The sequence below is a fragment of the Paracoccus zhouxuedongae genome (assembly GCF_041927815.1).
Classification (GTDB): Bacteria; Pseudomonadota; Alphaproteobacteria; order Rhodobacterales; family Rhodobacteraceae; genus Paracoccus.
In genome coordinates this window covers 426,395-450,028 of the sequence record NZ_JBHFHM010000001.1, presented here as the reverse complement: position 1 = coordinate 450,028, position 23,634 = coordinate 426,395, and the positions used below count along the sequence as shown (strand labels likewise).

Genomic DNA, 23,634 nt, shown 5'->3' with positions numbered 1-23,634 from the left:
GCGCCGTCAAGGCGTCAGCCGGCGGGGCGCAGGTTTTGCAGCGTGGGCGCGGGGCGGCGGAACAGGTCGCGCAGCACCCCCGGCGCCAGGATCGAGGCCGGGTTGATGCTGATCTTCGGGGCGCGCGCCGTGCCGCGCAGCTTGTAGGTCAGCCCGATCAGCGCCTCGCCGCTGGCCGCGCCACCGGGGTTCAGCCCGAACAAAGGCGAGATGACGCCCTTGATATGCAGCGCGCCGTCATGGGTCAGAAACAGCCCGGCGGCCGAGATGCCAAGCGTCGGGCCGATGGCGGCGGCCTCGGTGATCTCGATGGCGTTCGGGGTGATGCGAAAGCGCGCGGTGGCGCGGTCAAAGGCGGTGCCGCCCTGCCCCGGATCGGTGCCGCCGGGCAGCGCCGTCGCCAGCGCGCCCAGACCCGCGACGCGCAGGCCGGTGATCACCGCGCGCCCGTCATACCGCCCCGGCCCGCCCGCCACCGGATCCAGTTGCAGCGCCAGCCGCCCGCCGGTGGCACGCGGAAAGATCCCGGTCGCCGCCAGCACAGCCCCCGCATCGTCGGATCCCAGCGTAACGCTGGCGCGGCGATCAGGCCCCGGCGTGATCTGGCCGTTGACCGGCGCGCGCCCATTCAGCGCGGCGCGAAACGGGCCACGGCTGCCATCCGCGCCCGCCGTCAGATCGGCGGTCACATCGGTCAGAAAGATCCCGCGCGTGACCTGAAGCCGGTCCAGCCGCACCGGCATCGGCGGCGCGCCGGGCGCGGTGGGGGTCATCCGGGTCAGCGGCGCGCGGGTCAGATCGGCGCGCCCGCCGGTGATCGCCACGGCGGGCGGGCGCCCGGCGCCGCGCCCGGTCAGCCGCACCGCGCCATTGAACCAGTCGCCCACCGTGACCGCCCCCAGATCGGCGCGTTCCAGCCCGCCGCCCTGATCCTTGCGGCGCAGCACCATCGGCCCCTCGGCCCGCAGGCCGGGGGCGCGGATCGCCAGCCGGTCGATGCGCGTGGGCAGGCCGGTGCGGCGCGGCAGGATCGCGCCCTCGACCACCAGTTCGGCCTTCTGGCCCGCGTCCTTGGTCCAGCCGATCTGCGGGATCGCCATGCGCAGGCCCGTCGTGTCGGTGGCAAAGCGGAACGGCCCCGGCTGATCCTTGATGAAATCGATGGTCAGCCGCCCGCTGCCCTTGCCCGTCACCATGCCCTTGGGCAGGTCGATGTCAAAGGCCGACAGCGCCGCCGGGGTCACGTCGATCGTGCCCTTCAAATGCGCGCGGCCGCGGTCGGCGGCGGCAAAGCCGTGCCACCATTCGGCCTGAAACGGCACCCCCTGAAGCCGCCCGCGCCCCTTGATGCGCAGCGCATCGCCGCGCCGCGCGCGCAGGTCCAGGCTGTCGGCGGTCAATGTCTTGCCCGGCACAAGCACCGTCGAGGTCACATCCGACAGCGTGCCATCGACGCGAAAGTCGATGCGGTCGCGCGGCACCTCGGCCAGCAGCGGCAGGCTGACGCGGGCGCGCAGCCGGGCCTGCCCGGTGGCCATGCGCGGCGACTGACCGGCCTTGCGCAGCACCTCGAAGGGCGGTTGGTCCAGCAGCTCAAGCGCGGCAGGGATCGAGGCGGCCAGCCGCAGATCGGCCTCGGCCTGGGCGGGACGGGCGCGGATGTCGGGGACCGACAGAACGGTGCGCGCCACGTCAATCGGATCGCCGCTGCCCGGCGCGGCGATGGCACCGCGATCGACGACCAGCACATGCGCGTGATCCTGGATCGTGGCATAGCCCGCGCCGCCCTGCACCGGCGGCAGGGTCTTGACCAGCCGCACCTCGGCGCCGCTGAAGGCATAGGCCAGCGACAGCACTGGCTCTGAACCCGATGCCAGCCGCAGCGCGCCGCGCGCGTCGCGCAACAGGCCGGTGGCGACATTCTCGGCCAGCCACTGCCGGGTATTGCCCGCCAGTTCGACCGGCCACAGCGCCAGCAGCCGATCCAGCGAAATCTGCCCGGCGCGGAAATCCAGCGCCCCCGACCAGCCCTGATCGTCGGCGCGCAACTGCCCGGCGGCGGTCAGCCGTTCCTCGCCCGCGCCCAGGGCGATCTGGCCGATGTCCAGCCGCAAGGGGTCCAGCCGCAGCCGCCAGTCCGCCAGGCCATAGTCGAACCGCGCGGGCGTGGCGAAGACGCCCTGCGGATCGGCAGCCACATCCGACAGCCGGATCTGGCCGACCAGGGCCTGAGGGCTGATCGGGTCGGGGCCGGTCAGATCGGCGTGACCCGCCCCCTTCAGCCGCAGCGCGCGACTGTCCAGTTCCAGATCGCGCAGGCTTAGCCGCGCGCGGGCGGGGTCCAGATATAGCCGCGCCATCGCCCGGTTCAGCGTGATCGGCGCGGCCCCGCCGCCGGGCCGGATCGTGCCCGCCCCCAGCCGCAAGGTCAGGTCCATCGGCGCCACCTGCCCCAGCGGATCGACGCCCCCCGTCAGCACGCCCGAGACCGGCGCATCGACCAGTGCCAGCCAGCCCAGCGCCGGGTTCTGCGCCGCCAGTGCCGGTGCCGAAACGTCTTGCAGGCTGGCCTGAAGACGCGCCGCAGGGCCGGTTTCACTGGCCGCAAGCGAGACCGTCAGCCGCCCCGCCGGGCGCGCCGCATCGCTGCCCAGTTCCCACAGGTCGGCCTCGGCCCGCGCCTCGGCGGTGCCCGCGCGGCGTGACATCGACAGCCGCGCATCGCGCGCCTGCCATTGCTGACCGCTGGCCTGATCGATCAGGCGCAGGTCCAGCCCCTCGACACGGGCATCGCGCAGCGCGGCCAGGGTGGGCGCGGCCAGCACCTGCCGCAGCGCCGACAGACCGGGTGAACGCCCCTGCGGCCCGCCGCCAAAGCGCATCCCCCCCGGCAGCGCCGCCACACCGTCATGGCCCGCCACCACCACAGCCCCGTCGCGGTCGCGCAGCAGATCCACCGTCACATCGCGCAGCACCACCTGACGCGGGGCGACCTGGCCGACCAGCAGCCGCCCCGGATCAAGGCTGACGCGCAGATCGCCGATGCGCAGGAACCGCCCCTGCCCCGGCCCCATCAGATCAATGTCGCGCAACCGCAGTTGCGGCACCATCCCCGCCTCAAGCACCAGATCGGCGCCGCGATGAGCGCGCAGGCTGACCCCCTCGCCCAGGGTCTGACGCATGACCTGGGTGGCGCGCTCCTCGGCCAGGGCGGTCAGGCGGGCAGGGACGTTCAGCGGCTGGCCGGTCAGGATCAGCCCGGCAATCACCGCCGACAGAACGATGATCGGCAGGGTGACGAACAGGAACACCACCAGCCGCCCCGCCGTCCAGCGGTTGACCAGACCGCGCCGCCGCAGGGCAGCACCCGATGGGGGCTTGTCGGGGCCGCCCGGCGCGGCCTGTCCCTGTGCCATCTGAACCTGCGCAGCCTGCCTGTGTCTGGCCCGGCCGGGCCGGGTCGTGATCGATTGGCCCTGCGGCCCGGCGCGTGCCTCGCGCCCTTGATCCCTTTTCGCGCGGCGGGCATGAAAAGGCAAACACCCGCCGCATCCCCCGGCGCGGATTTCCGCCACATCCGAAAGGCAGCCCGATGACCGACACATCCACCCCGCTTGAGACAGGACAGATCGCCCCCGATTTCACCCTGCCCGCAACCGGCTGGGACCAGCCCGAGGTCACGCTGTCCGCGCTGCGCGGTCGCGCGGTGGTGCTGTATTTCTATCCGCGCGACGACACGCCCGGCTGCACCACTGAGGCGCTGGATTTCACCGCCGCTTTGCCCCGCCTGCACGCCGCCGGGGCCGAGGTGTTCGGCATTTCCACTGACGATCCCGCCAGCCACGCCCGCTTCATCGCCAAGCGTGATCTGGCGGTGCCGCTGCTCAGCGATACCGACAGCGCGGTGGCGCAGGCCTATTGCGCCTGGGTGGAAAAGAACATGTATGGCCGCAAGTCGATGGGGGTCGAGCGGCGGACCGTGCTGATCGACGCCGACGGGCGGATCGTGCGGCTGTGGCCCAAGGTCAAGGTGCCGGGCCATGTCGATTCGGTGGTCGAGGCCGTCGAATCGCTCTGATTCCGCGTTCGGCCCACAGATAAGTTCAGAAAAACTGAAAATTGCGCCTGTTGCTGCCCGGCAACGGGCGGCCTTTTGCGCGACGCCGCCGGGCGATCGGCGGGAATCTGCCCATGCTGGCAAGCCTCCGCGCATCACCGGGAACCGGCCGGGGATTCACATTGCGCGTCAAACCGCCGGGCGGCTATCCCTGCCGCACCGCGCGGTTCGGATGCCGCCGGGGCTCTGCCGTCCCGCAATCCGTGCCGCCGCATCCTGAAACGGACACGGGAAGAGAAGATTTGCCACGTCGCATCGCACACCGGTTGAACGCCGTTCTTGAAAAATGGTTGCCCGAACAGCGCCTTTTTCTGAAATCCGACAGCTCGACGCGCTTTGTGCGCCTGCGCCCCACCCAACAGGCCGTTGCCCTTGGCGGTGTGGCACTGGTGTTCGGCTGGTCGATTGTCGCCACCTCGATCCTGGTGATCGACGGCATCAGTTCGGGCAATGCCCAGGGTCAGGCGCGTCAGGCGCAGGCCGCCTTTGAACAGCGCCTTGATACGCTGTCGGCCGAACGCGACAGCCGCGCCGCCGAGGCCGCCGCCGCGCAATCGCGCTTCAACGTCGCCTTGGCGCAGGTCTCGCAGATGCAATCCGCACTGCTGGCCAGCGAGGAACGCCGCCGCGAGCTGGAAAAGGGTCTGGGCGTCGTGCAATCGACCCTGCGTCAGGCCATGGATGACCGCGACACTGCCCGCGACCAGGCCGCCGTGCTGAGCGCGCAGGTGAACGGCGATGCGGACGCCCCCACGACCGCCGCCGCGCGGGTCGAGGAACTGGCGGCCACGCTGGATGTGGTGACCGCCGCCCTGGGCGAGGTCACCCGGTCGCGCGAAGGCGCCCTCGCCGAGGCGCAGACCGCGCGCCTGGCCGCCGCCGCGCTCGAGGCCGAGAAATCCGACATTCTGGAGCGTCAGGACGAAATCTTCGCCAAGCTGGAAGACGCGGTGACGATCTCGGTTCAGCCGCTGGACAAGATGTTCAAATCGGTCGGCATGAACCCCGACGATCTGCTGCGTACCATCCGCCGCGGCTATTCCGGCCAAGGCGGCCCGCTGACGCCGCTGTCGCATTCGTCCAAGGGCAATGCCGACATCACCACCAGCGAATCGCGCGCCAATGCGATCATCGAACAGCTTGACCGCATGAACAGCTATCGTATCGCCGTCGACACCGTGCCGCTGGCGCTGCCGGTCGCCGGGTCGTTCCGCTATACCTCGGGCTTTGGCCGTCGCTGGGGCCGCGCGCATGAGGGGATCGACATGGCTGGCCCGGTCGGCACCCCGATCGTCGCCCCGGCCAACGGCACCGTCAGCTTTGCCGGCTGGCAGTCGGGCTATGGCAACCTGATCAAGATCACCCATGCCAACGGCATCGAGACCCGCTATGGCCACTTGTCCAAAATCCGCGTGAGGGTGGGGCAATCGGTCTCGCGCGGGGAGCGGATCGGTGATATGGGCAACACAGGACGGTCCACCGGCCCGCATCTGCACTATGAGGTGCGGGTGGGCGGCACCGCCGTCAATCCCATGACCTTCATCAAGGCGGCCCAGAATGTTTTCTAAATCGCGCGTCACCGAACCGCCCCGCAACCCCGAAGCCGAAGCGCCCGTCCGCGCTGACATGACCAAGCCCGCTGGCGGCGACATGAGCGTGCCCGCCGCGCCGCGCCAGAAGGCCCCGGCCTCGATCCTGTCGTCGGATCTGACCATCACCGGCAACGTCAAGACCACCGGCGACATCCAGGTGGAGGGCGTTGTCGAAGGCGACATTCGCGCCCATCTGCTGACCGTCGGCGAAAGCGCCACCATCCGGGGCGAGATCGTCGCCGATGACGTGGTCGTCAATGGCCGCATCGTCGGGCGCGTGCGCGGCCTGAAGGTGCGCCTGACCTCGACCGCGCGGGTCGAGGGCGACATCGTTCACAAGACCATCGCCATCGAATCCGGCGCGCATTTTGAAGGCTCGGTGCAGCGTCAGGACGACCCGCTGGCCACCGGCACCACCAAGAAGCTGGCCCCGCCCAGCAGCAGCGACAGCCAGGCCTGACCTTCGGCCATCGCACAGCTTCATCGGCGCCCCATCGGGGCGCCGATTGCGTTTGGGGATCAGGCGGGATCGTCGGCCAGCAGGCGGCGATACATGTGCCAACTGGCATGGCCCAGCACCGGCAACACGATCAAGAGGCCCAGAAACAGCGGCAGCATTCCCAGAAAGATCAGCGCCGCGATCACCAGGCCCCAGACGATCATCACCCCCAGATTGGCGGTGACGGCCTGAAAGCTGCGGATGATAGCGCTGATGAAATCGACATTGCGTTCCAGCACCATCGGCAGCCCGCCCACGGTGATGGCGAACAGCACCGCCGCAAAGCCCGCGCCCACCGCGCTGCCGAAGGCCAGCATGAACGGGCCGCTGCCCCGAAACAGCACCTGCGGCGAATGGCTGATGTCGACCAGCGACACGGTGCCCAGGAACAAGGCGAAGATCCCGTGCGCCATGAACACCCAGAACATGAACATCAACAGCACGACCATCGCCATCGACGGCACCTGACGGTCCTTTTGCGCAAAGACGACCCCCAGCACCTCGCGCCAGATCAGCGGCTGGCCGGTCTCAAGCCGTCGGCTGACCTCATAAAGGCCGACCGCGGCGAAGGGCGCAAGCAACGGAAAGCCTACTACAACCGGCATCAGCCACCATTCCTGACCGGCGGCGGCAAAGACCAGATACATGATGATCCCGCCGATCGTGTAGATTGCGGAAAAGAACAGCCCAAAGGCCGGGGCGCGCAGAAAATCGCGCCAGCCCAGCCGCAGGCAGTCGGCAATGTCGGACAGGCTGACCCCTTGAACCTCGGGCAGCGGCGAGGGTTGGGACGGCAAACCGCCCCGGTTCACATCGGTGCTGGACATCAAAGCATCTCCCCTTGCTTTGACATGGCAGCGTAAGGGGCTGCTGCCCGATGTGACAAGACTTAAGTCTGACAGACCAAAGGCGCAGGGCCGGGATCAGTCCTCGGCATTGGCCTCGGCGCGGGACTTGCCGGCGACATCCATCGCCAGCGTCGCCGCCATGAACCCGTCCAGCGCGCCGTCCAGCACGCCTTGCGTGTCGCTGGTCTCGTGTCCGGTGCGCAGATCCTTGACCATCTGATAGGGTTGCAGGACATAGCTGCGGATCTGGTTGCCCCAACCGGCCTCGCCCTTCGCCTCGTGCTGGGCGTTGATGGCGGCGTTGCGGCGATCCAGTTCCAGCTGATACAGCCGCGCCTTCAGCGCGTTCATCGCGGCCTCACGGTTCTGGTGCTGCGATTTCATGCTGCTGGTCACCACGATATTGGTGGGCAGGTGGGTGATGCGCACCGCCGAATCGGTGGTGTTGACGTGCTGACCGCCCGCCCCCGACGACCGATAGGTGTCGATGCGGATGTCATTGGCCGGAATGTCGATTTCGATATTGTCATCGACCACCGGATAGACCCAGACCGAGGAAAAGCTGGTGTGGCGGCGCGCCGCGCTGTCATAGGGGCTGATGCGCACCAGCCGATGCACACCCGATTCCGACTTCAGCCAGCCATAGGCATTCGGCCCGCTGATCTTGTAGCTGGCCGAACGGATCCCCGCCTCATCGCCCGAGGTTTCCGACTGTAATTCGACCTTGTAGCCCTTTTTCTCGGCCCAGCGCACATACATCCGCGCCAACATGCTGGCCCAGTCGCAGCTTTCGGTGCCGCCCGCGCCCGCGTTGATTTCCAGGAAGGTGTCGTTGCCATCGGCCTCGCCATCCAGCAGCGCCTCAAGCTCCTTGTCGGCGGCCAGCACGGCCAGATCGCGCAGGCCCTGTTCGGCGTCGGTGACGATCTCGGTGTCGCCCTCGGCCTCGCCCAGTTCGATCAGTTCCACATTGTCGTTCAGGCCGGATTCGATCTGGCGATAGGCCGCCAGCTTGTCCATCAGCACCTGCCGGTCGCGCATCAGCTTTTGCGCGCGGGCGGGGTCCGACCATAGATCGCCATCCTCGATCAGGGCGTTGAACTCCTCAAGCCGGTGCGGCGCGGTCTCAAGGTCCATGCGCTGACCCAGCAGTCGCAGCGACTTCTGGATCTTCTCGACGGTATTCTGCATTTCGGCGCGCATGGTCTGACCTCAATTCATTCAGGCGGCGGTCATAGCGCGCCGCCTGTTTCCGGGCAAGTGGGCGGTCAATACAGGCCGCCGCCGCTGATCGTCTGTTCGGTGGCGCGTTTCGGGATGACCACCGCCTTGCCGGTCGATGTCGTGACCGACTGCGCCCCCTGATTGCGCATCTGCGCCGCGACCTCATCGACCAGCGGGAAATCGGTGCCCGCCACAAAGCCGCCATCGACGACGTTTTGCAGGCTCCAGTCCGGCACCACGCCGTCACGGAAATACTCCGCGATCACGTTGTCGCCGGTGGCATTGTCGGCCAGCTTGGCGCCGGAAAAGCGGTCGATCTTGACCCAATAGCCGCCCGGCGGCACGCGGAACTTGGACCCGCCGTATTCGGCCACCGCCTTGCGCATGAAGGCGTTGAACACCGGCACGCACAGGGTGCCGCCAAAGGCGTTCTCGCCCAGCGATCGGGGCTGGTCGAAGCCGATATAGCAGCCCGCGACGATATTGCTGGTGAAGCCGATGAACCACACGTCCTTGGCATCATTGGTGGTGCCGGTCTTGCCCGCCACCGGCACCGGCAGGTTCACCCCCTTGCCCGAGCCGCGTTGCACCACGCCTTCCATCATCGAGGTCAGCTGATAGGCGGTGATCGCATCCATCACCCGCTCGCGCTCCGAGTTAATCGTCGGCCCCTGCCCCGCCGGCAGGCGCGGATCGGCACAATTGGCGCAGGTGCGGCGGTCGTGGCGATAGACGGTCTGGCCAAAGCGGTCCTGCACGCGGTCAACCAGCGTCGGCTCCACCCGCTCACCGCCATTGGCGAACATCGCATAGGCCGCCACCATCTTGAACAGGGTGGTTTCCTGCGCGCCCAGGCTGTTGGCCAGGAACGGGTTCATCTTGTCATAGACGCCGAACTTTTCCGCATAGCCCGCGACCACATCCATGCCGATTTCCTCGGCGATGCGGATGGTCATCAGGTTGCGCGACTGCTCGATCCCGGTGCGCATCGGCGTCGGGCCGTAATACCGGTTCGAGGCGTTCTTGGGCTTCCACAGGCCCTGGGGTGTGTTCAGCTCGATCGGGCCATCGACGACGATGGTGGCCGGGGTAAAGCCCGAATCCAGTGCGGCGGCATAGACGAAGGGCTTGAAGGCCGAACCCGGCTGGCGCTGCGCCTGGGTCGCGCGGTTGAAGTCGGAGGCCTGATAGCTGAAGCCGCCCTGCATCGCCAGCACGCGGCCGGTGTTCACGTCCATCGCCATGAACCCGCCCTGCACCTGCGGCACCTGGCGCAGCGACCAGCGGATGAACTTGCCGCTGCCGTCCTCGGTCATGGCGCGCACCAGCACCACATCGCCGACCTTCAGCAGGTCTTCGGCCTTTTGCGCGCGGCTGCCCAGACGGCCGTTTTCCAGACGCGGGCGCGCCCATTGCACGTCGCGGGCGGGCACCCAATGGCCTTCGGGTTCGTCCATGATGCCTTCGATGCCGATGCGGGCATTGCCGCCCTCGAAGCCCATCACGACGGCAGGCAGCCAGCCCGGCACGTCGCGCGGCACCGCCGCCGAGGCAAGCGCGCCACGCCATTTCACCGCATCACCCAGCACATCGGCGGGCAGCGCCACGCCGGTGCCGCGCCAGATGCCCATGCCGCGGTCGTATTGCTCCAGCGCCTGCCGCAGCGCCACGGCGGCCTGATCCTGCAAATCGGGATCGACCGTGGCGCGGATGCTCAGGCCGCCGCCAAAGAATTCCTCCTGGCCGAAGCTGCGTGACAACTGGCGGCGGATCTCATCGGTGAAATAGTCACGCGGCGGCAGGGTTTCGCGATGCGCCGGGTAATCGCCGTTCTGCACCGATTTCAGCGGCTCCTCGATCCCCGCGCGATAGGCGGCCTCGTCGATATAGCCGTTCTGCCACATCTCGCGCAGGACATAATTGCGCCGTTCCGTCACCCGCGCCTTGGCGGTGACGGGGTGATAGCGCCCCGGCGCCTGTGGCATGGCGGCCAGCATTGCGGCCTCATGCGGGGCCAGTTCGCCCAGCGTCTTGTTGAAATAGGTCTGCGCGGCGGCGGCCACGCCAAAGCTGTTCTGGCCCAGGAAAATCTCGTTCAGATACAGTTCCAGGATCTGATCCTTGGACAGCGTTTCCTCCAGCCGCGAGGCCAGGATCAGTTCCTTGATCTTTCGTTCGATCGACCGGTCGCTGGACAGCAGGAAGTTCTTCATCACCTGCTGGGTGATCGTCGATGCCCCGCGCACGTTCTGGCCGCGCGACCTGACCGCCTGCACGGCGGCGGCGATCATGCTGCGCGCGTCAAAGCCATGGTGGCTGTAGAAATTCTTGTCCTCGGCGCTGATGAAGGCGTTCTTCACCAGATCGGGGATTTCGTCGCTGGGCACGAACAGGCGGCGTTCCTCGGCGAATTCGTCGATCAGGCGGCCCTCGCCGGAATAGATCCGGCTGATGGTCTTGGGCGTGTATTGCGCCAGTTGCTCATGGCTGGGCAGGTTGCGCGAATACATCCAGAAAATCGCGCCCAGAACCAGCGCGCCGGCCACGGCGGCGGTGACGATCCAGGAAAAGATCGCGCCAAAAAAGGAAAGGATGAACCGCGCCACGTCGCACCTGAGCTGGGGAACCGGCCCCCCTCTTAGCCAAAGGCGCGGCGGGGGTCAAAGCAACTTGGCGTGCAAAAACCCGGCCCCGTCGCTGCGTCGCGCGCTATTGGCGCAGTTTTGCCGCCTCGACCGCATCCTCCATCGCCCAATCGCGGATCGCGCGGCGGATCGCCTGGGCCATGCGGGCGCGAAAGTCGGGGTCCAGCAGCCGGGCGCGATCCTCGGGCGAGGAGAGGAAGCCAAGTTCCAGCAGCACCGAGGGGATGTCCGGCGATTTCAGCACCGCAAAAAACGCCCCCTGCACCGGGCGCTTGTGCATCGGGATCGCACCCGTGGCGAACTGGCCGGTCAGGTGGGTGGCAAAGCGGCGCGCGCGCGGGTCGGTCTCGCGACGCGCCAGATCCATCAGCACGGTCGCCACCTCATCATCGGTGCCGCCCAGATCCAGCCCGGCCAAAAGATCGGCGCGGTCGTGATGGGCGGCCAGTTGCGCCGCAGCGCGGTCGCTGTTCGTTGGATCGAACAGATAGACCGTCGCGCCCGAGGCCTCACCCTCGGAAATCGCATCGGCGTGCAGCGACAGGAACAGATCGGCCCCCGCCTCGCGCGCGATGGTCATGCGCCGCTCCAAGGACAGGAACTGGTCGGCATCGCGGGTCAGGGTGACGTCGATCCCCTCGCGGATCAGTTGCTCGGCCAGATCGCGCGCGAAGGACAGCATCAGCGCAGCCTCGGTCACATCGCCATAGGTCGCGCCGGCGTCGATGCCGCCATGGCCGGGGTCCAGCACCACGCGCAACGCGGCGATCCCCGACTGGCGGCGGCGCGGGATCGGCAGCGGCTCGGGCTGGGGCAGGTCGAACAGCGCAGATTGCGCGGCGCCGGGCGCGGGGGCGAAATCGGCGGCAGCGACCGTGGCCAGCCGCAACGACACGATCACGCCACCATCACCGGCGGCCCGCGCCGTCGCATGGTCCAGCCGATAGGGCCGGTCAAGTTCGGCCACCAGCCGCGACCAGCCGGGCCGGATCGCCCCCCATCGCAGACCCGGAAGCCGCGCCGCGCCGGGCAGCGCCTGCGGCTTCAGCCCCGAAAAATCGACCTCGTTGAAATCGACGACCAGCCGCGGAGGGTTGTCCAGAAAGAAGCTGCGAAACGGCACCGGCTGGCTGAGCTTCAGCGCAAGGCTCAGCCCGCCCTCATCCAGCGCAAGGCCGCTGGCCGCCAGATCGGGCCGCGCCAAAGCCGTGGTCCGCGCGGGTGAGGCGGGGCTCGGCAGCGCGGGCGGCGCGCCAGCCTCGGGCGTGGGGAAGATCGGCGGCGGCACGCGCTCGGCTTCCTGTGCCGCCAGCGGCGCGGTCAGCGTGATCAGCGCGACCACCAGCAGCCGCAGCAGCGCCCGGATTGCGGTCATCGGCCTGCCTTGAAATCGGCCATGAAGGCGGTCAGGCGGGCCAGCCCCTCGCGGATGTCCGCCGTCGCGCGGGCATACGAGAAACGCAGCGTCTGATGGCCGCGCACCGGGTCGAAATCCAGACCCGGCGTCACCGCCACCCCGGCGCGGTCCAGAATTGCGGCGGCCAGGGCGCGGCTGTCATCGGTCAGATCGCTGACATCGGCATAGATATAGAACGCCCCGTCCGGCGGCGCGATGCGGGTGAAACCGGCGGCGGGCAGCCCCTCCAGCATCATGCGGCGGTTCTCGGCATAGACGGCGCGCATCGCCTCGGCCTCGTCCTCGGCCTCCAGCGCGGCAAGGGCGGCGACCTGACTGGCATGGGGCGGGCAGATGAACATGTTCTGGGCCAGCCGCTCGACGGTCCGCACATGGCTGTCGGGCACCACCATCCAGCCGATCCGCCAGCCGGTCATGCTGAAATATTTGGAAAAGCTGTTGATGACCACGACATCATCGCTGATTTCCAGCGCGCTGACGGCGCGGTCGCCGTAATGCAGGCCGTGATAGATTTCGTCGCTGATGAAGGCCGCACCCTGCGCCTGTGCAGCAGCGATCAGCCCGGCCAGGGTGTCGCGGTCGGCCATCGTGCCGGACGGATTGCCGGGCGATGCGATGATGACGCCCGCCAGATCGGCGGGCAGGTCGCCGGGGCGCGGCAAGTAACGGTCCTCGGGCAGGGTCGGCAGGCCGACCGGCGTCAGCGACAGCGCCCGCAGGATCTGGCGATACGAGGGATAGCCGGGTTCGGGCAGCCCCACCCGGTCACCCGCGTCAAACAAAGCCGAAAACGCCAGTTGGAACGCGCCCGATGACCCCGGCGTCACCACCACCCGCGCCGGGTCCAGATCGACGCCATACCAATGCGCATAAAGCCGGGCGATGCCCTGGCGCAATTCGGGCAGGCCAAGCGCCACGGTATAGCCCAGCGCATCCCGATCCAGCGCGGCGGCCAGCGCGGCACGGGCGCGCGCCGGGGCGGGGGTCGAGGGCTGCCCGACCTCCATATGGATGATGTGGCGGCCTGCGGCTTCGGCGGCGCGGGCGGCCTCCATCACATCCATGACGATGAAGGGATCGACCTGACCCCGGTTCGACTGACGCATCCGCACCCCCCTTGTTTGACGGGGATGTGCCATCATCCGCGCCGCGCGGCAACTGGCGATCATGTGAGGCCGCCCGCGCGCATTCGCGCCTTGCACATCCCCGCCCAAGGTCCGACATTGCGCGCCGACCCACGAAAGGAACACCGATGCGCCGCACCCTGCCCGCTTTTACCCTTGCCGCCGCTTTGGCCAACCCCGCCGCCGCCTTTGACATTTCGGCCATGTCCGACGCCGAAAAGGCCGCCTTTGGCGATGCGGTCAAAGCCTATCTGATGGAAAACCCGCAGGTGCTGGTCGAGGCGATCACCGTGCTTGAGGAACGCCAGGTCGCCCAGCAGGTCGAGGATGACAAGGTGATCGTCGCCACCAATGCCGAGGATCTGTTCAACGATGGCCATAGCTGGGTCGGCGGCAACCCGGACGGCGACATCACCCTTGTCGAGTTCGTCGACTACAAATGCACCTATTGCCGCAAGGCCCATGATGAAGTCAGCCAACTGATTGAAAAGGATGGCAAGATCCGCCTGATCCTGAAGGACTTCCCGATCCTGGGCGCGCAATCCGAACAGGCCGCGCGCTTTGCCGTCGCCGTCAAGCAACTGCACGGGGATGAGGCCTATGCAAAGGCCCATGAGGCGCTGATCACCCTGCGCGGCGATGTGACGCTGGACACGCTGACGCGGCTGGCGGGCGATCTGGGTCATGACGCGCAGGCGCTGATCCAGCGCATGAACGAGGAAGCCGTGACCGCCGTGCTGCGCGCCAACCGCCAACTGGCCGAACGGATGCGCATTCAAGGCACCCCGGCCTTTGCCATCGGCAAAAAGGTCGACGGCAAGATGGGCGGGCAGTTGCTGCGCGGCTACCTGCCGCTGGACGGGATGCAGGCCGCCGTCGCGCAGACCCGCGGCTAAGCGACGCTTTCGACACGAAAAAGGCCGCGCAGCGGGTGCTGCGCGGCCTTTGTCATGGTTCGGGGCGGATCAGACCGGCCAGCGCAGGATCGCGGCGAGACCGCTGTCGCCGCCCGGCAGGTCGTCCTTGCGCACCGCGATGATGCGCGCGCCGCTGTTCATCGCACGGGCCACGATCTCATCGCCGATACCATAGTTATGGGCATCGTCACGGTCATCGATCTGGATCACGCCGTCATCGTCAATCGTGCCGGGCGTCACCGCGTCGATGTCGAACATCAGCGCTTCGACCGCGCCATGGGTGGCCGCGCGCGCGATCGTCGACAGGTCGGTGGTGGCGCGGCTGGCACTGGCGCGTTCGGCGTAAAGCGCGCGGACGTCCTCGACCTCGGCGGCCTGCACCTTGGTCAGGATCGGGCGCGCGGCCTCGGCCAGTTCGGCGGGCGATTTGTGCTCGGGGTTGCCCTCGATCGAACGCGGCGCCAGATGGTCATAGCTGGCCGCCGCGCGGAACAGGTTTTCCAGCGGGTCCGCCGCCGCCAGGATCAGCGGGCGTTCCGAATGACGCAGCACCTTCATCAGCGCCTGATCGACGATGCGCACATATTGGCGCAGGCGCATGTTCTTACCTTCGTCGCCGACTTGACGGCGCGAATGGGCGCGGTCGTTCAGCGTGGTGGTGCCCAGCGCGTCATAGGCATCCTTGGGCATGTCGGGCACGCGCACCTCGGTCGCCTCGCCTTGGGCGGGCACGTCGATCAGCCGGATGCCGCCTTCGGCCAAAGCCAGCACATAGGCGTTGTTGCCAAAGGTCGTCGCGCGCAGCAGCGGCTTCAGGTGGAACCGGTCCGACACATGGACCGAGGCCTCAAGCTTGTTCGCCAGCCGGAAGGTGCGGATCTTTTCCGGCGTGACCAGCACGGCCAGGCTGTGCGCCTGATGGGTCCAGAAATCGTCGTCCTCCTCGATCGCCTCGATCTGCTCCTCGATCGGCCAGATCGCGCGCTTGTCCACACCTGCCGCCTGCAACTGCTCGACCGCTTCCTTGCGCAGGTTCTTCAGCTCGATCCGCGACTGGTCGATATGCTGGGTCAGCGGCGTGGTCGGCAGATAGATCGTCACCGAAGGCTCGGCGCGGGCGGCTGTCAGGCGGTTGATCTGGTCGCGGGTCGGGATATCAAGATGCAGCATGGGCGTCCTTTATGGGTAAAACGATACGGATGACCGGGATCGGCCACCGCGAAATCGGCATGAAAACAGAATGAAAAAGGTCAGTCGTCTTTCGACGGCTCGTCGGCATCGGCCGTGTCGCCGGGGATCGACTGCTTGCCCTCGGGGGCGTGGGCGGCCTCTTTCTCGGTCAGGCGACGCTTGTTCTTTTCGGCCTCGTCACGGGTGACGTGCTCAACAGGGTCGTAGCGGGCGGGGTTATGGGGTGCCATGCGATCCTCCTTGGGCTGTGTTCGATGACACAACCCGGCGCTGGCGCGATGGTTCCCCGAAATCGCCCCCTACTCGGTCTTCGCGGCCTCGATGGCGGCGGCGCGGGCCTCGACCAGTTCGACGATGTGATCGACCATGGCCTCGTTGCCCAGCTTGTGATCCTGCTTGCCGGCCAGATAGACCATGCCCGACCCAGCCCCGCCGCCGGTAAAGCCGATGTCGGTCATCAAGGCCTCACCCGGCCCGTTCACGACGCAACCGATGATCGACAGGCTCATCGGCGTCTTGATATGTTCCAGCCGCTTTTCCAGGATTTCGACGGTCTTGATGACGTCGAACCCCTGCCGCGCGCAGGACGGGCACGAGATGATCTGCACCCCGCGGGTGCGCAGGCCCAGCGATTTCAGGATCTCGAAACCGGCCTTGACCTCCTCGACCGGGTCCGCCGACAGGCTGACGCGGATCGTGTCACCGATGCCCGCCCACAGCAGGCTGCCCATGCCGACGGCCGATTTGACCGTGCCCGCCATCAGCCCGCCGGCCTCGGTGATGCCCAGATGGATCGGCGCGTCGGTGGCCTCGGCCAGTTGGCTGTAGGCGGCCGCGGCAAGGAACACATCGCTGGCCTTCACGCTGATCTTGAACTCGTGAAAATCGTTGTCCTGCAACAGCTTGATGTGATCCAGACCACTTTCCACCATCGCGTCGGGGCACGGCTCGCCATATTTCTCCAGCAGGTGCTTTTCCAGCGAACCTGCATTCACGCCGATGCGGATCGAACAGCCGTGATCGCGGGCGGCCTTGACCACCTCGCGCACGCGGGCGGCATCGCCGATATTGCCGGGGTTGATGCGCAGGCAGGCCGCGCCCGCCTCGGCCGCCTCGATCGCGCGTTTGTAATGGAAATGGATGTCGGCCACGATCGGCACCGGGCTTTCGCGCACGATCTCGCGCAGGGCGCGGGTCGAGGCCTCATCGGGGGTGCTGACGCGCACGATATCGGCGCCCACATCGGCGGCGCGGATCACCTGATCCAGCGTGGCGCGCACATCCGACGTGTCGGTGTTGGTCATGGTCTGAACGCTGATCGGCGCGTCGCCGCCCACCGGCACCGACCCGACCATGATCCGGCGCGAAACCCGCCGGTCGATATTGCGCCAGGGACGGATCGGATTGTGGGTCACGTCAGGTCAAGCTCCAGTCGGTCGGTGTTGCCCTCGACAAAGCGGCGCAGCACCTGCGGATACAGCATATGTTCGCCGCGCAGCACCCGCGCGGCCAGCGTGGCTTCGGTATCGTCGGGCAGGATCGGCACGCGGACCTGACCCAGGATCGGGCCATTGTCCAGTTCCTCGGTGACCAGATGGACCGTCGCCCCGGCGATCCGGTCGCCCGCCGCCAGCGCGCGGGCATGGGTGTCAAGCCCCGGATATTTCGGCAAAAGCGACGGGTGGATGTTCAGCATCCGCCCTTGATAGCGGCGCACGAAATCGGGCGTCAGGATGCGCATGAAGCCTGCAAGGCAAATCACATCCGGCTCGGCCACGTCGATGTATTCGGCCAGTGCGGCCTCGAATGCGGCGCGATCCTTGCCAAAGAGGCGGTGATCCAGCGCGGCATTGGCGACGCGCAATTCATGCGCCAAGGCCAGCCCGCCCGCGCCGGGGTTATTCGACAGCACCAGCGCGCACCGGGCCGGATGATCGCCGTGCAGCGACTCGACCAGCTTGACCATGTTGGACCCGCCACCCGAAATCAGGATGACGACATTGGTGCCCTTGTGGTGCCAGTCGCTCATGCCAGTTCGCCGGCGTAACGCACGCCCTCGCCGGGGGTGATCGTGCCGATGCGGGTGACGGTCTCGCCCATGTCGGTCAGCAGCGCGGCCAGCGCCTCGGCCCGGTCGGCGGCGACGGCCAGGATCATGCCTTGGCCAGCGTTGAAGGTCTTGAGCAGCTCACCCTGCGACAGGCCCGCCGTATCGGCCAGCCAGCGGAAGACCGGCGGCAGGCGCCAAGTGGTCAGGTCGATCTCGGCGCCCAAGCCCTCGGGCAGGACGCGGGGCAGGTTCTCGGTCAGGCCGCCGCCGGTGATATGGGCGGCGGCGTGCAGCCCCCCGGCATCGCGCGCGGCCAACACCGGTTTGACATAAAGCCGCGTCGGGGCCAACAGCGCCTGCCCCACCGTGGCATCGGCAAAGGGCGCGGGCGAATCCCAGCCAAGGCCCGCGCGATCGACGATCTTGCGCACCAGTGAATAGCCGTTGGAATGCACCCCGTCCGAGGCCAGCGCCAACAGCACATCGCCCGCCACTACGCCCTTGGGCAGGTCCGCGCCGCGCTCCATCGCGCCGACGGCAAAACCGGCCAGATCGAAATCGCCGCCGTGATACATGCCCGGCATTTCCGCCGTCTCGCCGCCGATCAGCGCGCAACCGCTGTCGCGGCAGGCCCCGGCAATGCCGGTGATGATCGCGGTCGCCTGGTCCAGTTCCAGCTTGCCGGTGGCGAAGTAGTCCAGAAAGAACAGCGGTTCCGCGCCCTGACAGACCAGATCGTTCACGCACATGGCGACCAGATCGACGCCGATCGTGTCGACGATGCCGGTGTCGATGGCGATGCGCAGCTTGGTGCCCACGCCGTCGGTGGCGGCCACCAGAATCGGATCGCTGTAGCCCGCGGCCTTCAGGTCGAACAGCGCGCCAAAGCCGCCAAGCCCCGACATCACCCCGGACCGGGCGCTGGCCTTGGCGGCGGGCTTGATGCGTTCGACCAGTTCATTGCCCGCGTCGATATCGACACCGGCGGCGGCATAGGTCAGCGGCTGATTGGCTTGGGTCATGGGCGCACCTTCATCTGTTGCCCCCCGATAGCCGATCTGCGCCTGCGCGACAACGCCAAGACGATGGCGCGGGCGGCGGGCGGGATCGGTGCACAGCCGGTGTACATTCTTTGCACTGCTTGTGCACAGCCGGTGCGGGGGGCGCGGCAGAGTGCTTGACCCCTGCCCCTGTGCTGCTAAACCGCGATCAGGTCGGGCCTGTAGCTCAATGGTCAGAGCAGGGCGCTCATAACGCCTTGGTTGGGGGTTCAAGTCCCTCCGGGCCTACCAACCCGCCCCAGACAGTGCCAAACATCTGATCGGAAACGAAAAAAGGCGGCTCGCGCCGCCCTTTTCAAACCGTCTGGATACTGGAGCGGGCGATGAGATTCGAACTCACGACCCTAACCTTGGCAAGGTTATGCTCTACCCCTGAGCTACGCCCGCATTCCGTATCCGGTGGGTTTCCCCTTCGGTGAGCGGTGATTTAAGGAAGCCCGCGCGCCCCTGCAAGGGAAAAATGCGCGGCATCTGCAAAAATCCTGCAAGCATCTGTGATTGCGGAAAAAATTGGCCCAGCGAACGTAAAAACCCGCAACGGCGCGGGCCGGTGCGGGCGATTTTCAGGCGGGCAAGGTGCCAGAGTCGCCCCCTCAATCCGGGTGGCGCGGCACTTGCCCCGAGGGCGCGCGATAAGGCCGCGTCACATCGCGCAGCGTCACGTCCAGACATTCGACATCCGCCGCCAAGGCGCCGTCGCCCGCCAGCGTCAGCACGATCCGCCCGGCGCCGTCCTGGTCGGGCTGCCAGTCGGCGGCAAGCAGCGACAGCACCGTGTCGGGCTGGCCACGGTCGATGCCCTGGTGACGCACCGCCGCCACGCCGCCGATCACCAGCAGCGCGCGGGCGCGTTCGGGATTCTGCCCGGCGCGCGGATCCTCCCAGCGGAAGCGGTTGATCAGCAAGGCCAATTGCCGCGCGCGGGGATCGTGGCGAATGTCGGTCACGGCCAGCACCGCATCCTGCACCAGGGCCGAGATCACCGCCAGATCTTCGGGCGTTTCCGCCTTCAGGCTGATCGCGGCCTCGCCGCCGTCCTCGAATCGTGCGTCGGTCATCATTCCTCTTTCACCCGTTCGATCACAGCGCCGATGGCGCGCAGCTTGTCCTCGACCCGCTCATAGCCGCGATCCAGATGATAGACGCGGCGGACGATGGTTTCGCCCTCGGCGGCCAGACCGGCCAGAATCAGGCTGACGCTGGCGCGCAGGTCGGTGGCCATCACCGGCGCACCCTTCAACCGCTCGACCCCATGCACGGTCGCATGGCCGCCCTGCACCTCGATCTGCGCGCCCATGCGCATCAGTTCGGGGGCGTGCATGAAACGGTTTTCAAAGATCGTTTCCTCCAGCACGCTGGTGCCGGTGGCGGTGCACAGCAGCGCCATCATCTGCGCCTGAAGGTCGGTCGGGAAGCCGGGGAACACCTCGGTGCGGACGTTCACCGCCTTGACCCGCCCATTCTTGCGGCTGACCTTCAGCCCGCGCGGCGTTTCCTCGACGCTGATCCCGGCCTCGTCCAGCTTTTCGCAGAAGCTGCCGACCAGATCGATGCGCCCACCCAGGCATTCGACCTCGCCCCCCGCAATCGCCGGGGCCAGCATATAGGTGCCCAGTTCGATCCGGTCGGTGACAACCGGATGGGTCGCGCCGCGCAGGCGGTCGACGCCCTGGATGGTGATCGTCTCGGTGCCCTCGCCCTCGATCTGGGCGCCCATGGCGCGCAGGCAGGCGACCAGATCGACGATTTCCGGTTCGCGCGCGGCGTTCTTCAGAACCGTCGTACCCTTGGCCAAAGTGGCGGCCATGACGATGTTTTCGGTGGCACCCACGCTGGCAAAACGCAGTTCGATCACCGCGCCTTTCAACCCGCGCGGCGCGACCGCGTGCAGATAGCCGTCGCGCAGTTCGATCTCGGCGCCCAGCTTTTCCAGCCCGAAGATATGCAGATCCATCGGCCGCGCGCCGATCGCGCAACCGCCGGGCAGCGATACGACAGCCTGCCCCGCCCGCGCCAGCAGCGGCCCCAGCACCAGATTGCTGGCCCGCATCTTGCGCACGATGTCATAATCGGCAGTCAGATTATTGATGTCGTGGCTGGACATGGCCAGCACCTGACCGCCCTGCAATTGCGTGACCTCGGCCCCAAGGCTGGCCAGAAGCTGCGTCATCGTGCGGATGTCCGACAGCCGCGGCGCATTGGTCAGGGTCAGCGGCTCCTCCGACAACAGCGTGGCCGGCATCAGCGCCAGACAGGCGTTCTTCGCCCCGGCGATCGGAATCGCACCCTTCAGCGGCCCGTTACCCTTGACGATGATGCTATCCATGCCCGTCCTCATCCCTGCCGGTATCCTCCGGCGTGATCTCTGTCTCATCGGCCGCGCGTGCCCGCGCCTGCGCCTTGCGCCGCGCCAGATTGGCGCGCAGCGCGGCCTTCAGCCGGGCTTCGCGGCTGGCATCGGGCGCAGGGGGCGGGGATTTGCGGCTCATCGGGCGTCCATAGCAATGCCTGCCCCCTGCGTAAAGGCGCGCCCGCGCCCCGGTCTTCCCCCCTGCCCCGGCGATCGGCGGCAGGGCGCCGACAGGCTTTCGCAAAAACCCTCATGACCCCCCTTGCGCAGTGCCGCGATCTTATCTAAACGGCGCGCACCGTGCTGTGGTAGCTCAGTGGTAGAGCACTCCCTTGGTAAGGGAGAGGTCGAGAGTTCAATCCTCTCTCACAGCACCATCCCCCTTTCATCGACGCTTCCCCCGACCGATCCGATCGGCTAGGACGTGCGCGTCTTTGACAGGAGCCAGCCATGCACGACATCCGCGCCATCCGCGAAAATCCCGCCGCTTTCGACGCCGCCTTGGGCAAGCGTGGCCTGTCGCCGATGGCTGGTCAGGTGCTGGCGCTGGATGAAACGCGCCGCGCGGCGATCGCTGAGGCCGAGGCCGCGCAAGCCGAGCAGAACCGCGCCGCGAAAGAGGTGGGCGCCGCGAAGGCCAAGGGCGATGAGGAAGGCTTTGAACGGCTGCGCGCCCTGGTGGCCGACAAGAAGGCGCAGGTGGCCGCGATGACCGCCCGCGCGGCCGAGCTGGACGGCGCGCTGCGCGATCTATTGATGACCATCCCGAACCTGCCGCATGACGATGTGCCGCTGGGCGATGACGAATCCGGCAATGTCGAACTGCGCCGCTGGGGCACCCCACGCGCCTTTGATTTCACGCCGCTAGAGCATTACCAACTGCCCGCCGTGCAATCGGGCATGGATTTCGCCATGGCTGCGAAACTGTCCGGCGCGCGCTTTGTCGTGCTGCGTGGCGCGGTCGCCCGCCTGCATCGGGCCTTGGCGCAGTTCATGCTGGATACCCATGTCGACCGCCATGACCTGACCGAGACCTGGACCCCGGTTCTGGTCCTGCCCGAAATGATGTTCGGGACCGGCCAGTTGCCCAAGTTTGGCGAAGACAGCTATCAGACCCGCGAAGGCTGGTGGCTGGTCCCCACCGCCGAGGTGACGCTGACCAACACCGTCAACGGCGAAGTCGTCGACGCATCCAGCCTGCCGCGCCGCATGGTCGCCCATACCCAGTGCTTCCGCTCCGAGGCCGGATCGGCCGGCAAGGACACCGCCGGGATGCTGCGCCAGCACCAGTTTGAAAAGGTCGAGATGGTCTCGATCACCCGACCGGATGACGCCCGCACCGAACACGACCGGATGACCACCTGCGCCGAGGCGATCCTTGAGGCGCTGAATATCCCCTATCGCACCATCGTGCTATGCACCGGGGACATGGGCTTTGGCGCGCGCAAGACGCATGACATCGAGGCCTGGCTGCCCGGCCAGAACACCTATCGCGAGATTTCCAGCATCAGCGATTGCGGCGATTTCCAGGCGCGGCGGATGAATGCGCGCTTCAAGGACGGCACCGCCAAGCCCGAGTTCGTGCATACGCTGAACGGCTCGGGCCTTGCGGTCGGGCGCTGCCTGATCGCAGTCTTGGAAAACGGCCAGCAGGCTGATGGCTCGGTCGATCTGCCCGCCGCGCTGCATCCCTATCTGGGCGGCAAAACGCGGATCGACGCGACCGGCACATTGGTCTGACAGCCTAAGGAACCGCCCCGGCAGATCGGCGTTGGGACGGCATGACACAGGATCGCCCCCCCTTCCGGCCTGATCCCAAGGCCTTGATCGTCGCCTCCTTTCAGGTCGCGGCGGCTTCGGCTTTTCTGGCGGTCTGGTCCTGGATGGCGTTCCATGGCCTGCCCGGCGGGCCGACCTATCCGCTTGATCTGTCGGCCTTTGCCCGGCCGTTCAGCGCGCTGTCGGTGCTGACCTTTGTGGTGGCCGTGCTGATCCTGCTGAAATCGGCGCTGCGGCTGTGCCGGGTGCTGCGGGTCGGCGCGCAGCCCGCATCTGTGGCGCTGCCGCTGTCATTCGCCCTGATCACGGGCGGGCTGTGGCCGCTGATCCTGCACCCCGCCCCGGCACTGGCGACGGCACTGGCCGGGCTTCAGGTCGTGCTGGCGCTGCGGGTGCTGGCCCAGTCGCATCGCGCACTGCAAAGCCCGCGCCGCAGCCCTGTCCTGCGGCTGACGCAAATGTCGCGGCGCATCGCCCGGTTGCGGTTTCTCAGCATTGCCCCCGTGGCGCTGTTCGCGGGCTGGTCGATCGCCGTTACCGGCTCGATGATGGCGGTGACGCTGAAAGATCCGATCGGCATCGCGCCGGGGGCGGCGGTCGCGGTCGCGCTGCTGGCGATCGCGCTGCTGGCGCTTGGCACGCAACTGGCGGCGCATCGCACGCCGGAACTGTCGCTGTCGGTGATCTGGGCGCTGATCGGCACCGCCGCCACGCAGATCGGCCTGCCGGGGCACGAGACGCTGCCCGTCACGCTGATGGCGGTTGCCGGGATCTCGCTTCTGGCGGCGGGGATCGTGCGCGTCAGCACCTGACCCCCGTC

20 protein-coding genes and 3 tRNA genes are annotated in these 23,634 nt (G+C 67.6%); 8 read left to right on the top strand and 15 right to left on the bottom strand.

Annotation, left to right across the window (positions count from 1 at the left end; genetic code table 11):
- Positions 1 to 14: 14 nt before the first annotated feature.
- Complete coding sequence (locus tag ACEYYA_RS02335) at positions 15 to 3,416, bottom strand: hypothetical protein (protein ID WP_374797155.1); 3,402 nt, start codon at positions 3,414 to 3,416, stop codon at positions 15 to 17.
- Between the two features lie 176 nt (positions 3,417 to 3,592).
- Between ACEYYA_RS02335 and ACEYYA_RS02330 the strand changes: the two genes are divergently transcribed.
- From ACEYYA_RS02330 to ACEYYA_RS02320, 3 genes are all read left to right on the top strand, one after another.
- Positions 3,593 to 4,078, top strand: a complete 486-nt coding sequence (locus tag ACEYYA_RS02330) for a peroxiredoxin (RefSeq protein WP_374797153.1) — start codon at positions 3,593 to 3,595, stop codon at positions 4,076 to 4,078.
- Positions 4,079 to 4,320: 242 nt separating this feature from the next.
- Positions 4,321 to 5,685, top strand: a complete 1,365-nt coding sequence (locus ACEYYA_RS02325; protein ID WP_374797151.1) for a DUF5930 domain-containing protein — start codon at positions 4,321 to 4,323, stop codon at positions 5,683 to 5,685.
- Positions 5,675 to 6,169: a bactofilin family protein gene (locus tag ACEYYA_RS02320; protein ID WP_374797149.1), complete on the top strand. Its 495-nt coding sequence runs from the start codon at positions 5,675 to 5,677 to the stop codon at positions 6,167 to 6,169. The genes ACEYYA_RS02325 and ACEYYA_RS02320 overlap by 11 nt, the downstream gene beginning before the upstream one ends.
- Positions 6,170 to 6,228: 59 nt before the next feature.
- Here ACEYYA_RS02320 and ACEYYA_RS02315 read toward each other — a convergent pair whose 3' ends face one another.
- The 5 genes from ACEYYA_RS02315 to ACEYYA_RS02295 form a co-directional block, all read right to left on the bottom strand.
- Entirely contained in the window at positions 6,229 to 7,035 is an 807-nt protein-coding gene (locus ACEYYA_RS02315; protein WP_374797147.1) for a DUF2189 domain-containing protein, read from the bottom strand.
- A gap of 96 nt (positions 7,036 to 7,131) precedes the next feature.
- Positions 7,132 to 8,259: a peptide chain release factor 2 gene (gene prfB, locus ACEYYA_RS02310; RefSeq protein WP_374797145.1), complete on the bottom strand. Its 1,128-nt coding sequence runs from the start codon at positions 8,257 to 8,259 to the stop codon at positions 7,132 to 7,134.
- Positions 8,260 to 8,324: 65 nt separating this feature from the next.
- On the bottom strand, positions 8,325 to 10,886 hold the full coding sequence (locus tag ACEYYA_RS02305; protein ID WP_374797143.1) for a penicillin-binding protein 1A: 2,562 nt from the start codon (positions 10,884 to 10,886) through the stop codon (positions 8,325 to 8,327).
- Between the two features lie 103 nt (positions 10,887 to 10,989).
- The gene (locus tag ACEYYA_RS02300) at positions 10,990 to 12,300 is read right to left on the bottom strand and encodes an N-acetylmuramoyl-L-alanine amidase (protein ID WP_374797141.1); all 1,311 of its coding nucleotides are present in this window, start codon (positions 12,298 to 12,300) and stop codon (positions 10,990 to 10,992) included.
- Entirely contained in the window at positions 12,297 to 13,448 is a 1,152-nt protein-coding gene (locus ACEYYA_RS02295; protein WP_374797139.1) for a pyridoxal phosphate-dependent aminotransferase, read from the bottom strand. Before ACEYYA_RS02295 ends, ACEYYA_RS02300 begins: the two co-directional genes overlap by 4 nt.
- A 146-nt stretch (positions 13,449 to 13,594) precedes the next feature.
- Between ACEYYA_RS02295 and ACEYYA_RS02290 the strand changes: the two genes are divergently transcribed.
- Positions 13,595 to 14,362, top strand: a complete 768-nt coding sequence (locus ACEYYA_RS02290; protein ID WP_374797137.1) for a DsbA family protein — start codon at positions 13,595 to 13,597, stop codon at positions 14,360 to 14,362.
- Between the two features lie 69 nt (positions 14,363 to 14,431).
- Here the strand turns inward: ACEYYA_RS02290 and ACEYYA_RS02285 are convergent, their stop codons facing one another.
- The 5 genes from ACEYYA_RS02285 to purM all read right to left on the bottom strand — a co-directional run bounded on the left by ACEYYA_RS02285 (position 14,432) and on the right by purM (position 18,646).
- On the bottom strand, positions 14,432 to 15,553 hold the full coding sequence (locus ACEYYA_RS02285; RefSeq protein WP_374797135.1) for a baeRF11 domain-containing protein: 1,122 nt from the start codon (positions 15,551 to 15,553) through the stop codon (positions 14,432 to 14,434).
- Positions 15,554 to 15,633: 80 nt separating this feature from the next.
- A complete protein-coding gene (locus ACEYYA_RS02280; protein WP_374797133.1) occupies positions 15,634 to 15,804 on the bottom strand; it encodes a hypothetical protein in 171 nt (56 codons plus the stop codon).
- A gap of 69 nt (positions 15,805 to 15,873) precedes the next feature.
- Positions 15,874 to 16,989 carry a flavodoxin-dependent (E)-4-hydroxy-3-methylbut-2-enyl-diphosphate synthase gene (ispG, locus tag ACEYYA_RS02275; protein WP_374797131.1) on the bottom strand — a complete coding sequence of 372 codons (1,116 nt, stop codon included), beginning with the start codon at positions 16,987 to 16,989 and terminating at the stop codon, positions 15,874 to 15,876.
- Positions 16,986 to 17,603 (bottom strand): phosphoribosylglycinamide formyltransferase, encoded by a 618-nt coding sequence (purN, locus tag ACEYYA_RS02270; RefSeq protein ID WP_374797129.1) that lies wholly within the window; start codon positions 17,601 to 17,603, stop codon positions 16,986 to 16,988. The genes ispG and purN overlap by 4 nt, the downstream gene beginning before the upstream one ends.
- Complete coding sequence (gene purM, locus ACEYYA_RS02265) at positions 17,600 to 18,646, bottom strand: phosphoribosylformylglycinamidine cyclo-ligase (protein ID WP_374797127.1); 1,047 nt, start codon at positions 18,644 to 18,646, stop codon at positions 17,600 to 17,602. Before purM ends, purN begins: the two co-directional genes overlap by 4 nt.
- A gap of 194 nt (positions 18,647 to 18,840) precedes the next feature.
- Here purM and ACEYYA_RS02260 point away from each other — a divergent pair.
- A tRNA-Ile gene (locus tag ACEYYA_RS02260) sits at positions 18,841 to 18,916 on the top strand.
- 81 nt (positions 18,917 to 18,997) lie between these two features.
- Here ACEYYA_RS02260 and ACEYYA_RS02255 read toward each other — a convergent pair.
- The 4 genes from ACEYYA_RS02255 to ACEYYA_RS02240 all read right to left on the bottom strand — a co-directional run bounded on the left by ACEYYA_RS02255 (position 18,998) and on the right by ACEYYA_RS02240 (position 21,174).
- Positions 18,998 to 19,072: transfer RNA gene (locus ACEYYA_RS02255), tRNA-Gly, on the bottom strand.
- 206 nt (positions 19,073 to 19,278) lie between these two features.
- Positions 19,279 to 19,743: a DUF2948 family protein gene (locus ACEYYA_RS02250; protein ID WP_374797125.1), complete on the bottom strand. Its 465-nt coding sequence runs from the start codon at positions 19,741 to 19,743 to the stop codon at positions 19,279 to 19,281.
- On the bottom strand, positions 19,743 to 21,011 hold the full coding sequence (gene murA / locus ACEYYA_RS02245; protein ID WP_374797123.1) for a UDP-N-acetylglucosamine 1-carboxyvinyltransferase: 1,269 nt from the start codon (positions 21,009 to 21,011) through the stop codon (positions 19,743 to 19,745). Before murA ends, ACEYYA_RS02250 begins: the two co-directional genes overlap by 1 nt.
- Positions 21,004 to 21,174 (bottom strand): hypothetical protein, encoded by a 171-nt coding sequence (locus ACEYYA_RS02240; protein ID WP_374797121.1) that lies wholly within the window; start codon positions 21,172 to 21,174, stop codon positions 21,004 to 21,006. The genes murA and ACEYYA_RS02240 overlap by 8 nt, the downstream gene beginning before the upstream one ends.
- Before the next feature lie 163 nt (positions 21,175 to 21,337).
- Here ACEYYA_RS02240 and ACEYYA_RS02235 point away from each other — a divergent pair.
- From ACEYYA_RS02235 to ACEYYA_RS02225, 3 genes are all read left to right on the top strand, one after another.
- Positions 21,338 to 21,412, top strand: a tRNA-Thr gene (locus ACEYYA_RS02235).
- A gap of 73 nt (positions 21,413 to 21,485) precedes the next feature.
- Complete coding sequence (gene serS, locus ACEYYA_RS02230) at positions 21,486 to 22,775, top strand: serine--tRNA ligase (protein WP_374797119.1); 1,290 nt, start codon at positions 21,486 to 21,488, stop codon at positions 22,773 to 22,775.
- Positions 22,776 to 22,858: 83 nt separating this feature from the next.
- Entirely contained in the window at positions 22,859 to 23,626 is a 768-nt protein-coding gene (locus tag ACEYYA_RS02225; RefSeq protein ID WP_374797117.1) for a hypothetical protein, read from the top strand.
- Positions 23,627 to 23,634: the final 8 nt, after the last annotated feature.